10 protein-coding genes, 1 tRNA gene and 1 rRNA gene are annotated in these 14,596 nt (G+C 58.1%); 8 read left to right on the top strand and 4 right to left on the bottom strand.

Annotated elements, in window-relative coordinates; genetic code table 11:
- The first annotated feature begins 156 nt into the window (after positions 1–156).
- Positions 157–4,116 carry an IPT/TIG domain-containing protein gene (locus ABD819_RS16800; protein ID WP_345126131.1) on the top strand — a complete coding sequence of 1,320 codons (3,960 nt, stop codon included), beginning with the start codon at positions 157–159 and terminating at the stop codon, positions 4,114–4,116.
- Between the two features lie 197 nt (positions 4,117–4,313).
- Here the strand turns inward: ABD819_RS16800 and clpX are convergent, their stop codons facing one another.
- The 4 genes from clpX to ABD819_RS16780 form a co-directional block, all read right to left on the bottom strand.
- Positions 4,314–5,537, bottom strand: coding sequence for an ATP-dependent Clp protease ATP-binding subunit ClpX (gene clpX, locus ABD819_RS16795; RefSeq protein WP_345126130.1), 1,224 nt, complete (start codon positions 5,535–5,537; stop codon positions 4,314–4,316).
- A gap of 213 nt (positions 5,538–5,750) precedes the next feature.
- The gene (locus ABD819_RS16790; RefSeq protein WP_345126129.1) at positions 5,751–6,458 is read right to left on the bottom strand and encodes a ClpP family protease; all 708 of its coding nucleotides are present in this window, start codon (positions 6,456–6,458) and stop codon (positions 5,751–5,753) included.
- Between the two features lie 142 nt (positions 6,459–6,600).
- Complete coding sequence (gene tig / locus ABD819_RS16785) at positions 6,601–7,929, bottom strand: trigger factor (RefSeq protein ID WP_345126127.1); 1,329 nt, start codon at positions 7,927–7,929, stop codon at positions 6,601–6,603.
- 91 nt (positions 7,930–8,020) lie between these two features.
- Positions 8,021–8,102: transfer RNA gene (locus ABD819_RS16780), tRNA-Leu, on the bottom strand.
- A gap of 185 nt (positions 8,103–8,287) precedes the next feature.
- On the opposite strand from ABD819_RS16780, the gene ABD819_RS16775 reads away from it, so the two are divergent.
- The 7 genes from ABD819_RS16775 to ABD819_RS16745 form a co-directional block, all read left to right on the top strand.
- Positions 8,288–10,483, top strand: coding sequence for a RelA/SpoT family protein (locus ABD819_RS16775; RefSeq protein ID WP_345126124.1), 2,196 nt, complete (start codon positions 8,288–8,290; stop codon positions 10,481–10,483).
- A 2-nt stretch (positions 10,484–10,485) separates the two neighbouring features.
- Entirely contained in the window at positions 10,486–10,818 is a 333-nt protein-coding gene (locus ABD819_RS16770; protein ID WP_345126122.1) for a CHY zinc finger protein, read from the top strand.
- A gap of 213 nt (positions 10,819–11,031) precedes the next feature.
- A complete protein-coding gene (locus tag ABD819_RS16765; protein ID WP_345126194.1) occupies positions 11,032–11,502 on the top strand; it encodes a Fur family transcriptional regulator in 471 nt (156 codons plus the stop codon).
- Positions 11,499–11,849, top strand: coding sequence for an STAS domain-containing protein (locus ABD819_RS16760; protein ID WP_345126121.1), 351 nt, complete (start codon positions 11,499–11,501; stop codon positions 11,847–11,849). Before ABD819_RS16765 ends, ABD819_RS16760 begins: the two co-directional genes overlap by 4 nt.
- A 136-nt stretch (positions 11,850–11,985) precedes the next feature.
- Positions 11,986–13,254, top strand: coding sequence for an adenylosuccinate synthase (locus ABD819_RS16755; RefSeq protein WP_345126119.1), 1,269 nt, complete (start codon positions 11,986–11,988; stop codon positions 13,252–13,254).
- A 7-nt stretch (positions 13,255–13,261) separates the two neighbouring features.
- Positions 13,262–13,654, top strand: coding sequence for a DUF2750 domain-containing protein (locus ABD819_RS16750; protein ID WP_345126118.1), 393 nt, complete (start codon positions 13,262–13,264; stop codon positions 13,652–13,654).
- An 821-nt stretch (positions 13,655–14,475) separates the two neighbouring features.
- A 16S ribosomal RNA gene (locus tag ABD819_RS16745) occupies positions 14,476–14,596 on the top strand; the annotation flags it as partial.

Below are 14,596 nucleotides of genomic sequence, written 5' to 3'. Positions count from 1 at the left end.
TCTTCCCGCAATCCTGGACCGTTAACAGTAGTTATATTTGATGAATAGCATATATCAAATAATAACTATTGCTGAGGGTGTTGCCTCTTCATTAGCGGCGTTTTGGATGTTAGATTTTGCTTAGATTTACTGTTTACACCTCATTTACTGTTTTAGATGACGCAACTATATAAATGGCGGTCGGCCACTCAACGGCCGACAACAATTTCGGCGGCCAAAGCGGCGCTGCGCCGCGTTGGCGCACTGCTGTTGCTGGGCGCTGGTTCGGCGTTGAGCGCGCAGGCCCAAACCACCCAATTTTTCCGGGCCGATGCCGAAGCGCGTGGTTCTGCCGCCGCCTCGCCGCTGGCTGCCGCCCTGCGCCACTCACAGCCCCTCACGCTGGACGTAGCCGGCCTGCGGGCCGCCCTGGCCACGGCCCCCACCGAAACCCAGGCCGGTGCCGCGCCGCTGGTGCTGGCGCTGCCGCTGCCCAATGGTAGCACGGGGCGCTTCGCGCTGCACCAGGCCCCGGTGATGGCCCCCGCACTCGCCGCCCGCTTCCCCGAAATCAAGACCTACGCCGGGGTTGGCCTCGACGATGCCTCGGCCTCGGTGCGGCTCGACCTGAGCCCGCAGGGGTTTCACGCCCAAGTGCTTACTATTGCCGGTAAGAGCTTCTACATCGACCCCGTGAGCCGGACCGATACCCGGCACTACCTCGGTTTCTATCGCAACGATATGGACCGGGCCGCCGCTGGCTCGGCCCTGGTCTGCAGCTTTGAGCCCACTGCGGCCGACCTGAAAGCCACCGCCTCGCGGCTGGCTGCGCAGACGGCGACGGGTGGCGCAAACACGGCGCTTGCGAGTGGCCCGCAGCTGCGCACCTACCGCCTGGCCCTGGCCTGCACCCCCGAATATGCCCTCACGAAAGGCAACACCGTAGCCAGCGTACTGGCCGGCGAAGTAGCCACCGTGAACCGGGTAGTGGGGGTGTATGAGAAGGAGCTGGCCGTGCGCCTGGTGCTGGTGCCCAACAACGACCAGCTGGTTTTCCTGAGTGGCATCGGCCCGCAGCCTTCGCCCGCTTACTCCAACACCAACGGTAGCGCCCTGCTGGCCCAGAACCAGTCCAACGTCGACCGCATTATCGGTTCGGCCAACTACGACATCGGCCACGTGGTGAGCACGGGCGGCGGCGGCGTGGCCGGCCTGGGCGTGGTGTGCCGCAACGGCCGGAAGGCGCAGGGCGTCACGGGCTCGCCCAATCCCGTGGGCGATGCCTTTGATATCGACTACGTAGCCCACGAAATGGGCCACCAGTTTTCCGGTAATCACCCCTTCAACGGCAACGCGGGCAGCTGCGCGGGCGGCAACCGCAACCCCAACACCGCCTGGGAGCCCGGCTCGGGCTCAACCATCATGGCCTACGCCGGCATCTGCGGCTCGGCCAACAACCTGCAGCCCAACTCCGACCCGACGTTCCACACCGGTAACTACCAGGAGATGCGCGCTTTCATCGATGCCACTACCTGCGGCACCAACACCGCCACCGGCAACACTGCCCCCACGGTTACGGCTCCGGCCAGCGGCAAAACCCTGCCCATCGGTACGCCTTTCACGCTGACGGCCACGGCCACCGATGCCGAAGGCGACCCGCTGACGTACATGTGGGAAGAGCTGGACCTGGGCCCTACCGGCAGCCCCACCGAGGCCCAGTTACCCAACCTGAACCCGCCGCTGTTCCGCTCGTTCATTCCCACCACGTCCGGCACCCGCTATTTCCCGCGCCTCACCGACCTGGTGAACAACACCACCGTCATCGGCGAGCGCCTGCCTACCGTGACGCGCACCCTGAAATTCCGCTGCACGGCCCGCGACACCCACAGCGGCCCGGCCGGTGTTATCGGCGGCGTAGACTTTAGCTCGCTCGTAAACATGAGCGTGAGCGACGCCTCCGGTCCTTTCCTCGTAACGGCCCCCAATACGGCCGTGAGCTGGACCGGCGGCACTGCCCAAACCATAACCTGGGACGTGGCCAACACTACCGCCGCTCCCGTGAGCTGCGCCCTGGTAAACCTGCGCCTGAGCCTCGACGGCGGCCTGACCTACCCCGTGCTGCTGGCCGCCAACGTAGCCAATAGCGGCACGGCCTCGGTCACGGCTCCCAACGTGACCACTGCCCAGGCCCGCGTAATGGTGGAAGCGGCCGACAACTACTTCTTCGACATTTCGAACGCCAACTTCACCATTGCGCCCGGCCCCGGCCCGGCCATCACCGGCTTCACGCCCGCCAGCGGGCCGGTGGGCACGGTGGTTACCATCACGGGTACCAACTTCACGGGCGCTACGTCCGTCAGCATCAATGGTACGGTGGTTGCGTTCAACGTGGGTTCGGCCACCACAATCACCGCCACGGTGGCTGCCCGCACTACTTCGGGTAATATCATTGTTACCACTCCGGCCGGCACGGCCGTATCGGCCACGCCATTTCTGGTGGGCAGCCCGCCCACTATTACCAGCTTCACGCCCACCACGGGCCCGGTGGGCGCTACGGTAGTCATTACCGGTACCGATTTCACTCCGGCTACGCAGGTACTATTTAACGGCGTCAATGCCCGGACATTCTCCATCAATTCGGCCACCCAGATTACGGTAACGGTACCTGTCGGCGCTTCCACGGGCCCTGTCTCCGTGGTTTCGCCGCTGGGCACGGGCGTCTCGGCCACCAGCTTCACGGTGCCCCTGGTGCCGGTTATCAGCTCCTTCACGCCGAATACCGGCCCGGCCGGCACCACGGTCGTGATTACCGGCAACTATTTCACGGGCGCTACGCAGGTTACGTTCAATGGCACGGTAGCCCCGGTATTCACCGTGAACTCGGCTACCCAGATTACGGTGACGGTGCCCGCGGGCATCACCACCGGCTTCCTCACCGTGACCACGCCCAATGGAATCGGCGTTTCCACGATTCGCTTCGTAGCTCCGCTGCCCAACGACCTATGCTCCGGCGCCATTGCCCTCACCTGCGGGCAGAACGTTACTGGTTCTACCCTGGGCGCTACGGCGGCCGGCGACCCCATCGGTAGCTGCACCGAAACCGTGGATGCGGGCGGGGTATTCTATTCCATCGTGGGCACGGGAGCCGACATCACGTTGTCTACCTGCAACACCGCCACCAGCTTCGATACCAAGCTCTTCGTGTATTCGGGTAGCTGCGGCGTGTACACCTGCGTGGCCGGCAACGACGACTTCACGCCCAGCGTGACCTGCTCGACGGTGACATTCAACTCCGTGCTCGGTACCAACTACCTCGTATTTGTTAGTGGCTACCTGACGGCTGTTGGCAACTTCGTGCTCAGTACCACCTGCGCTATCCCGGTACCGGTGCCCGTTATTACCAGCCTTTCGCCGAACTCCGGCCCCATCGCCTCCGGCATTGTCATCATGGGTTCCAACTTCACCGGGACTACCAATGTGACCTTCAACGGTACCGCTGCTACGTTCAATGTCATTGATGCGGCCAACATTGTGGCCACCGTGCCCAATGGCGCGACCACCGGCAACGTGGTAGTGAGGAACGGTAGTGTTGCCAGCAATGGCGTCCTGTTCACCGTAACCACCCCCGTACCCGTCATTACCAGCATTGCGCCCGCCCTCGGGCCGGTCGGCACCAGCGTTACCCTCACCGGCAGCGGCTTTGGCGGCACCACGGACCTGACGCTCAACCGTGTCAGCGTGCCCGGCTTTACGGTGGTTAATGCTACTACCATCACTTTCACGGTACCCGTTGGGGCTACCAGCGGCAATGTGGTGGTAAACACGGCTGGTGGTGCCAGCAACGGCCGCACGTTCACGGTAACAATTGCGTCGGCCTCGAAGAATGCCAACCAGAGCGAATTCAGCGTCTGGCCAAACCCCATCGCGGCCAAAGGCACGCTGCACGTTACGTTGGTCGTGCCCGCCACTGCCGCCCGCCTCACGCTGCACAACGTGCTGGGCCAGGTAGTGGGCACCCGCACTTTCAGCGGTGATGACACTGAGTTCTCCACCGCTGGCCTGGCCGCTGGCACCTACCTGCTCACGGTACAAACCGACCGCCGCGCCCCCAGCATCCAGCGCGTGGTGGTGGAATAGATTGCCCCAGGACCGGGGCGGATTGCCGCTCCGGTCAATGGATATTTCCCATAAAAAAGGCCCGCCAATCGGCGGGCCTTTTTTATAAGTAGTTTCCGGATAGATAGTTACCTGAATATTGTCGGGCTGGATAGCATAAAGAATGCCCGCCGGATAATTCCGGCGGGCATTCTTTATTTTCTTCTCTAAACGCAGCGTTAGGCAGCGCGCATGTGGCGCAATGGCGACTTCTCAAACTTGCTACGGCAGTAGCTCAGGTTAATCTGCAAGGCATCGGCCTCGGCCTCGGAAGGCATCTCAAACATAGCATCAGTCATGATGCTCTCGCAGATGGAGCGCAGGCCCCGCGCCCCCAATCGGTACTCGTCGGCTTTCTCCACGATGTATTCGAGCGCATCTTCGGTGAAGCTCAACTCGATATTTTCCATGCCGAACAGGCGCTTGTACTGGCGCACGAGCGAGTTCTTCGGCTCAGTCAGAATCAGGCGCAGGGTATTGCGGTCCAGTGGGTTGAGGTGCGTAAGCACCGGCAGACGCCCAATCAGCTCGGGAATCAGGCCAAAGCTCTTGATGTCCTGGGCCGACACGTAGCGCAGGAAGTTCTCGGTATCCACCTGCTCCTCCAGGTTCGTTTTGGCGAAACCCATCGGCTTGGTGTTCAGGCGGCTCTTGATGATGCGGTCGAGGCCCGAAAAGGCCCCGCCGCAGATGAAGAGGATATTCTCGGTGTTCACCGAAATCATCTTCTGCTCGGGGTGCTTGCGGCCGCCCTGGGGCGGCACGTTGATGTTGGTGCCTTCCAGCAGCTTCAGCAGCGCCTGCTGCACGCCCTCGCCACTCACGTCGCGCGTGATGCTGGGGTTGTCGCTCTTGCGGGCAATCTTGTCAATTTCGTCGATGTACACGATGCCGCGCTCGGCCGCTTCGAGGTTATAATCAGCCGCTTGCAGCAGGCGGGTGAGGATGCTTTCCACGTCTTCGCCCACGTAGCCGGCCTCCGTCAGTACGGTCGCGTCGGCAATGCAGAAGGGTACTTGCAGGATTTTGGCCAGCATGCGGGCCAGGAAGGTTTTGCCAGTGCCGGTTTCGCCCACCATGATGATGTTCGACTTTTCAATCTGCACCTCGTCCTCGGTGGGCTTCTGCATGAGGCGCTTGTAGTGGTTATACACGGCCACGGCCATCACGCGCTTGGCTTCGTCCTGGCCAACTACGTATTGGTCAAGATGTTCTTTGATGGCGCGGGGCTTGATGAGGTTGAACTTCGGCTGGTTGCCGGCATCCTGAGCTTTGGCTTCTTCGTCGAGGATGTGCTGGGCCTGGCCCACGCATTTTTCGCAAATGTGGGCATTTATGCCCGAAATCATGACGGCGACTTCGCGCTTGCTCTTATTGCAAAAGGAACAGGATATTTCGGCCACGAGGGAAGACTAGAATAGGGTGGGAGGAGCCTGCGTTTCAACAAGCGGGCTCAAAGATACGACAAGCCTAACGCCTGATGAGACAGTAAAAATGCCAACAGGTAGCCTTCTATTAAAAGAAAAGGCCCCTGCCAAAACAGCAAGGGCCTTTTAATCAGCAAATTAATCGACTGCAAAATCCGTGAAATCCGCTTAAATCCACGAAATCCGTGCTTAAGCTTTCTTCTTCTCGAGCACCTCGTCAATCAGGCCGTACTCTTTGGCCTCATCAGCCCGCATCCAGTAATCGCGGTCCGAATTGTCGTGGATTTCCTGATAAGTTTTGCCCGTGTGCTGCGCCAGAATGTCATACAGCTCCTTCTTCAGCTTGAGGATTTCGCGGGCCGTAATCTCAATATCCGACGACTGACCCTGCGCGCCACCCGAAGGCTGGTGAATCATCACGCGGGCGTGGGGGAGGGCCGAGCGTTTGTTGGCGGCACCACCGGCCAGCAGCACGGCACCCATCGAGGCCGCGAGGCCGGTGCAAATCGTGGCCACGTCAGGGTTCACGTACTGCATGGTGTCATAAATGCCCAAGCCGGCATACACCGACCCGCCAGGCGAGTTGATGTAGAGCAAAATGTCCTTTTTGGCATCAGCCGACTCCAGAAACAGCATCTGCGCCGTCAGGATATTGGCAACGTAATCATCCACGGCCGTGCCCAGAAACACAATACGGTCCATGATGAGACGCGAAAACACGTCGATTTCGGCGAAGCGCGTGGGGCGCTCCTCAATCACCGAGCGGGTCATGCCGGTGGGCATGATGAGGCCGCCGCGGGTCTGGCCTTCCACGTGTTGAATGTACTGGTCCACACCCAGGCCGTTGAGGCCCTGGTGCTTAACGGCAAACTTGCGAAACTCTTGTTTATTCAGCATTTGAGGGAAATGTGGCGCACGCCGGAGCCTGCGCGGGTGAGGGTTGAAAGACGAACGAAGGTCGCAAATGTTGTCGGAACGCCAACAAAAAAAGCCCCCACGTTTCCGTAAGGGCTTTTCCAAAAACTGGGCTGCCGAGCAATTAGCTGTGCAGGGTCCGGAATTCTTCGGCCGTTACGGGCTTGTCCGTAACAACAACTTTGCCGCGCAGGTTTTCCAGCACTTTCTCTGCCAGAATGGCCTCGTACTCGCTCACGTAGTTCTTGCCGTTATCCTGCTTCAGGAAGCTGTCGGCGTAGCTGCGCATCGACTCGCGCATTTCATCGGGCATGTTCGGCATGTTGAACTGGCCCATGATTTTGTCGAGGGTGCGGTTCACGATTTCGTCGTTGCTCACCTTCAGGCCGGCATCTTCCACCACCTTGTTGCGAATCATGCTCCACTTCAGCTCCTTCTCGTAGTCGCTGAAGTGCTCTTCCACCTTCTCGGGCGTCAGCTTGCCGTCGTTGGCACGCACCAGCCACTTCTTGAAGAACTCCGTCGGAATCTTGATTTCCACGGTGCTCACCAGCTGCTCCACAATGCTGTTGTTCAGCGCGCCGTCACTCTCGCGGTCGTAGTTCGACTGGATGGTTTCGCGCACTTTGGCATCAAACTCTTCCTGCGAAGCCACGGCCTCGGGGCCGAATACCTTGTCGAACAGCTCCTGGTTCATCTCGGGTGCGGCCGTGCGGTTCACTTTCTCCACGCTCAGCGTGTAGTCGCCTTTGGCTTCGGCCGCCTCCGCCTTGCTCAGGCCGGTGAAGTTCGAAATCGAAGCCGCGTCATTGCTGAAAGCGGCCTGCAGGTCGAACGTCACCACGTCGTCGGCTTTCTGGCCGATGAAGGGAGCCGTGTCGCCGGTTACTTTGTTGATGGGCAGCAGCACCGTGCGGCCTTCGCCTTCCTCATCAGCCTTCTTGAACTTACCGAAGAGGTAATCGCCCGCCTCCGACACCTCGGGGTTAGTCGTCTCGCCATACTGCCGGGCAATCTGCTCGTTGGTTTGGGCCAGGGTGTCGTCGTCGAGGCTCACCTGATGGCGCTCCACTTGCATGGCACCTTCCGCGGGCAGCTCGAAATCGGGCAGCAGGCCCAGCTCAAACTGAAACGAGAATTCCTTGGCGGTGTCGAAGTCCACATCGCTCGGCACGGGCAGGGGCTCGCCCAGCAGCTTCACGTTGTTCTCCTTAATATAGGAGTCCACGGCTTTGCCCAGCATTTTGTTGATTTCCTCGGCCAGAATGCCTTTGCCGTACATTTTGCGCACCATGCCCACTGGCACCATGCCCGGGCGGAAACCCTTCACCTGGGCCCGCTTGGAGTACTCTTTGATTTGCTTATCAACCGTCGGCGTATAGTCGGCTTCGGTCAGGTGCACGGTCAGCAGCCCGGTCAGCTGCTCGTCGTTTTTGTCGAGGGTAATGTTCAAAACAGGAGGAGCCGGCTTCCGCTGGCCAGGTTGAATGGTTGAAAAAAAGGCCCCCAGCCTATACGACTGAAGGCCTGTATCAGATACTAAGTGCGGATAGAGGGACTCGAACCCACACGCCTTGCGGCACCAGAACCTAAACCTGGCACGTCTACCAATTTCGCCATATCCGCATGGTCTTTGCCCCGCCGCCTTTTGCTTCGGGCCCGCAAAGGTACTCGCTAAAGTGATTGCGCGCAAAGTCAATTCGCAGGAAGGTAGTACGGCGTGTCTGGCATCGGTACCGTTGAATGACTGCACGGGCGAAGCGGCGTTTTTGCGCCACCTTTTCTCGCCGTGCGTTGTTACTTTACTCCTTATGCCTCCCGTAATCTCTCCCGAAGCCGAGCGCCAGGAAATCCTGCGCCACTACCGCCGCCTGCTGCGCACTGCCAAGCCGTACCTGAAGGATGGTGACCCTAAGCTGATTAAGAAAGCATTTAATCAGAGCCTGGAGGCGCACAAGGAGATGCGGCGCAAGTCGGGGGAGCCGTATATTCTGCATCCGCTGGCGGTAGCCCAGATTGCGGTGGAGGAAATCGGGCTGGGCACAACGAGCATTGTGGCGGCGCTGCTGCACGATGTGGTGGAGGATACGCCCACGGAAATCTCGGATATCGAGCGCGAGTTCGGGGCTAAAGTTGCCCGGATTATTGATGGCCTGACCAAGATTTCGGGCGTGTTCGAGTACGGCACCAGCGAGCAGGCGGAGAATTTCCGCAAAATGCTGCTCACGCTGAGCGAGGACGTGCGCGTTATTCTCATCAAAATAGCCGACCGCCTGCACAATATGCGGACGCTGGACTCCATGCCGCGGCACAAGCAGCTCAAAATTGCGTCGGAGACGCTCTATTTATATGCGCCGCTGGCCCACCGGCTCGGCCTCTATACCATAAAGAGTGAGCTGGAGGATTTATACCTCAAATTCACCGATACCGAAACGTATAACGAGCTGCGGGCCAAGGTGCGCCAGAGCCAGGCCGCCCGCAACCGCTTCATCAAGGAGTTTGTGCAGCCGATTGATGACGAGCTGAAGGCCCAGGGCTTTGAGTACGAAATCAAGGGCCGGCCCAAGAGCATCTACTCTGTCTTGAAAAAGATGAAAAAGCAGAACATCACCTTCGATGAGGTGTATGACCTGTTTGCCGTTCGCGTGATTCTGGACGTGCCGCCGGAGCAGGAAAAAGCCGCCTGCTGGCAGGTGTATTCCATTGTAACGGACTTTTACCAGCCCAACCCTGACCGCCTGCGCGACTGGGTTTCCACGCCCAAAGCCAACGGCTACGAAAGCCTGCACACCACCGTGATGTCGCGCGCTGGCCAGTGGGTGGAGGTGCAGATTCGCTCGCGCCGCATGGACGACATCGCCGAAAAAGGCTACGCCGCGCACTGGAAATACAAGGACACCGGCAGCATTCAGCCCGAAAGCTCCCTCGAAGGCTGGGTGAACAAGGTGCGCGAGATGATGGAGTCGAACAACTCCAGCGCCCTCGAATTCATGGACGAGTTCCGCCAGAACCTGTTCGTGAAAGAGATTTACGCCTTCACGCCCAAGGGCAAGCTGGTGATTTTGCCAGATAAGGCCACGGCGCTGGACTTTGCCTTCGATATTCACTCCCAAATCGGCATGCATTGCCTGGGTGCCAAGGTGAACCAGAAATTGGAGCCCCTCAGCTACCCGCTCCGCAACGGCGACCAGGTCGAGATTCTGACTTCGCACAAGCAGCGACCGACGGCGGAATGGCTCAATTTTGTCATTACGACGAAGGCGCGCTCCAAAATCAAGGAATTTTTGCGCGACGATAAACGGGCGAAGGCCGAAGACGGTCGTTTCCTGCTCGAAAAGCGGTTGGAGCTTATTGGGGTGCCGTTCACGCAGGACAATTTCAACCGGCTGCTGGCTTACTTCAACGTGCCCACGGCCCAGGAATTCTACTACCGTTTGGCGGTAGGGCAGGTTGACGGACGGACCGTTCGCGAGTCGCTGTTCAACGAGAAGCCCATGCCTTCGGTGCTGGAGCCGAAAACGTTTGATAACGAGGTGCAGAAAATTCGGGGGGTACGCCCCGATATGCTGGTAGTGGGCGAGCACACCGACAAATTCAACTACAGCATTGCCCGCTGCTGCAACCCGATTCCCGGCGACGACGTGTTCGGCTTCGAAACCGAAACCGGCATCATCATCCACCGCACCAGCTGCCCGCGCGCCGTCGATTTAATGTCGAACTACGGCAACCGCATCGTGCGCGCCAAGTGGACGGAGCAGCTGGAGCTGGCCTTCCTGGCCGGCATCCGCATCAAGGGCACCGACCGCGTGGGCCTCGTCAACGACGTGACCCGTATTATCAGCACCAGCCTCAAGGTGAATATGCGGGCCATCACCGTCGACAGCAACGACGGGATTTTTGAGGGGCAGATTATGGTTTTCGTGAACGATACCGACCATCTGAATAAGCTCCTCCAGCGCCTGAGCCGGGTAAATGGCGTGCTGCAAGTGGAGCGGTTCGATTCGTAAGCATGGAAACTGCCGCACCTATGGTTTGCCACGGCACCGCCGTGAACGAGCGCACCCAGTGCGCCCACTACCATTCCGAGCGCGATATCATCGCCATCAAATTCAAGTGCTGTGATACCTATTATGCCTGCATCGAGTGCCACCGGGAATCGGCCGACCATGCGCCCCTCATCTGGCCTAAAGCCGAATTTGCAACCCCGGCCATTCTCTGTGGCAATTGCAAAAGCACCCTCAGCATCACGGCGTATCTAAACTGCCGCAATACGTGCCCAAGCTGCCAGGCTGCCTTCAACCCTGGCTGTGCCAATCATTACCATCTTTACTTCGCGCAGTGAGAACCTAAAGTAGCCGTTGTGGCTTACTGGTCCTGACTTTCTGCTTCCGCCCCACTATTCCTTCTATATACAGTGAAACTACCTCAAGCAGCACCGCCGGTTTCTCCGCAGTCATTGGCTAATTCGGCCGATGGAGTCGGGCAGGGGATGGGCGGCTCATCAGAAACCAGCTATGCGGCTAAGCATACGGCCAGTGCCGCATCGCAGGGCACCTTGAATACCGACAAGCTCGAAGAAGTAAAAAAGCTCTTCACCGCCCACCTCGAAAACAAAGGCCTCCGCAAAACCGGCGAGCGGTATGCCATTCTGGAGGAGATATATGCCCGCTCCGGTCACTTCGATGTTGAAGAGCTGTATGCCGGCATGAAGGAGCGCGGCCTCCAGGTAAGCCGCGCCACCGTCTACAACACGCTGGATTTGCTGGTCGAGCAGGGCCTCGTCAGTAAGCACCAGTTTGGCCGCAACCTCGCCCAGTACGAGAAAAGCTACGGCTACCGTCAGCACGACCACGTTATCTGCACCGAATGCCATAAAGTGGTGGAATTCTGCGACCCACGCATTCACGGCATCCAAACGATGGTCGGCGAACTGCTGAACTTCCATATCTTGCATCATTCTTTAAATCTTTACGGCATCTGCGGCGACTGCCGTGCTCAGGCTGCCGCCCGTTCCATTCCCGCATGACCACCACCAGCACCGTTAAAAACGGCATCCTCTTCGTCCACCTCTCCGGCGACCTGATTGGCAGCCCCGATACCGACCTGCTTCTGGAATCCGTCAACGCGCATCTCGGCGAAGAGCTTAATCAATGCGCTGTCGACCTCTCCGAAATTCGTTACATCAACAGCACCGGCATCGGCGTCCTCGTTTCGCTCCTCACCAAGTTCCGCAGCCGTGGCGGTGAGATGGTCCTCATCAACCCCGCCGACCACCCCAAGAAAATGCTGGCCATCACCAAGCTCAACAACATCTTCACGGTAGCGGCCGACGAAGCCGCCGCCCGCCAACAGCTAACTCCGGCCGCCATTTAGGCGGCCATTTTTTTGATATTTACTTTAGAAACCATTCATTCGTCACCCAACTTACCACGCCACCTCGGCTCTCCCTCTTCCAAAGGAGAGAGGGCCGGGGGGTGAGGTGAGCCCCGGAGGGCGACTCCAAACCACCATGCCAGTAGACGTATTAGTAGGCCTCCAATGGGGCGACGAAGGGAAAGGGAAAATCGTTGACGTATTAGCGCCCACTTATGAGGCCGTTGCCCGTTTCCAGGGTGGCCCCAACGCCGGCCACACCCTCACTTTCGACGGTATCAAGCACGTCCTGCACCAGGTGCCGAGCGGTATTTTCCACCCCCACATCCTAAACATCGTCGGCAACGGCGTCGTCCTCGACCCCATCGTTTTCCGGCAGGAGCTCCAGAAACTCACCGATAGGGGAGTAGACTGGTCCAAAAACCTCTACATCTCCAAGAAGGCCCAGCTCATCCTCCCCTCGCACCGCGCCCTCGACCGCATCAGCGAAGAAGCCCGTGGCAATACCAAAATCGGCAGTACCCTCAAAGGTATCGGCCCCACCTACTCCGATAAAATCGGCCGCGTTGGCCTCCGCGTCGGTCATATCCTCCTGCCCGATTTCGAGCAGCGCTATCGCGAAGCCGTCGCCCAGCACGCCGCCATCGCCGCCCACAACCACAAAGAGCTCGAAATCGAGTCTCTCGAGGCCGAATTCTTCTCCGCCGTCGAATTCCTGCGCACCCTCCAGCTCACCGACACCGAATACCTTCTCAACGACCTTCTTACCCAGGGCAAGCGCATCCTCGCCGAAGGCGCCCAGGGCTCCTTGTTAGATATCGACTTCGGTTCCTATCCCTACGTCACCTCGTCCAGCACCATCGCCGCCGGCGCGTGCACCGGTCTCGGCATCGCCCCGCGCCACATCGATAAGGTCTACGGCATCACCAAAGCCTACTGCACCCGCGTCGGCAGCGGCCCATTCCCCACCGAGCTCCACGACGAAGTCGGCGAGCAAATCCGCCAGGCCGGCCGCGAGTTCGGCTCCACCACCGGCCGCCCCCGCCGCACCGGCTGGATAGACCTGCCCGCCCTCCGCTACGCCATCATGCTCAACGGCGTCACCGAGCTCCACCTCATGAAAGCCGATGTCCTCGACGGCTTCACCGAAATCCGGGCCTGCACCCACTACCGCACCGCCACCGGCGAAAGCACCCCGCAGCTGCCCGACCCCGGCGAGCTCACCACCGTCACTCCCGAGTACATCACCCTCCCCGGCTGGAATTCCGACCTCACCCAAATCACCGACGCCGCCCAACTCCCCCCCAACCTCGTCGCCTACCTCGATTTCCTCGAGCGCGAGCTCCAGGTTCCCATTCGCATCGTCAGCGTCGGCCCCGACCGCGTCAGCACCCTCCACCGCTAGTTTTGAAATGGATTACAAGCCAAATCAAAAGGAAATAGCCAGTGTGTCGGCGTTAAAGCCATTTGAACGATATCAACACACAGTAAAAAAGGTTGTTGATTTTGAGATGGCATATACCCTTACCCATGCAGACGGAACTTGGGCATTAGCTGCGGTTGAAGGCAATACACTCATTTCGATTTGGCCAGCAGCAGTGTATACCGAGTTGAATGCGGGAGGAAAGTGGCAAGGTTACGTACCACATGCTCTCTCGCTTGATGAGCTAGTGATAACACATCTAGAGTCTTTCGAGCAAAATGATTTTTTGATAAATGTGTTTTCGGTTAATGGGGAAACAGGGTTCGTTGTCAATCCTGATGAGTTTCGAGCAGTTTTAGAAGAGGAATCAAAGAATTACTGATGTAGTCAAGATTCGGGTGCAACCTTAAAAATTTGCGCCCGAATCTCAACCACTTACAACCCTAGACAAGCTGTTTCGTGAAAAGCCGCTTGCCGCCGCCAAAAGTCCTCCTACCTTTGCAGTCCCGAAACGTCAAACGGACTAACGGAAAAGCCAAAAGCACCTACTCAGGCACCAAATTGAAAGGCTAGGAACCGCAGTGGAAAGCAATTTGTCTTACCCACCGCAGCCAGTATCAAGCCGCGAGATTTATTTCTCAAATAGCTTGCACCGGCGAAAAAAGCCACCGTACCTTTGCAGCCCGCTTCAATCGGAAGCAACCAGACTTGAAAAATCGAAACGAAAAAGACTAAAATTTTTTTCGCTGAAAAGTTTGAAAGTCGAGAAAAGACACTACCTTTGCACTCCCAAAACGTACAGAGGTACTCAATAGTCAGTCTTAATCAACTGACTTACAAATAAAAAAGCCGCTTTAATAGAAAGCAGCTGGTTTGAAAAACGAATCGAAAAACACAAAGATTTTCGAAAATAAGTTGCCAAATCAAAAAATAGTTTCTACCTTTGCACTCCCAAAACAAACAAAGGTTGACAACGACAACCACGGGTTGAATCACCAACCCACACTGATACTTCAAATGGAAGCATCACACGTTCTTTGAATGACGGAAACAAACAAAATAGTAAGTGTTCCACTTGCTGCTTCTTCTTCGGAAGAAACACAGTGGAACAAACCAAGCGAAACGAATTTGACCATAACGTCAATATGTGAGCAAGGTCAGCACTTGACATCAGCCCATGTTCGCATGGGTGTAGAGTATTTTACAATGGAGAGTTTGATCTTGGCTCAGGATGAACGCTAGCGGCAGGCCTAATACATGCAAGTCGAACGGTTGTCAGCAATGACAATAGTGGCGCACGGGTGCGTAACGCGTAACCAACCTA

It is taken from the genome of Hymenobacter antarcticus (genome assembly GCF_039539545.1).
Taxonomy (GTDB): domain Bacteria; phylum Bacteroidota; class Bacteroidia; order Cytophagales; family Hymenobacteraceae; genus Hymenobacter; species Hymenobacter antarcticus.
This window is presented reverse-complemented; position numbering and strand designations above follow the sequence as displayed.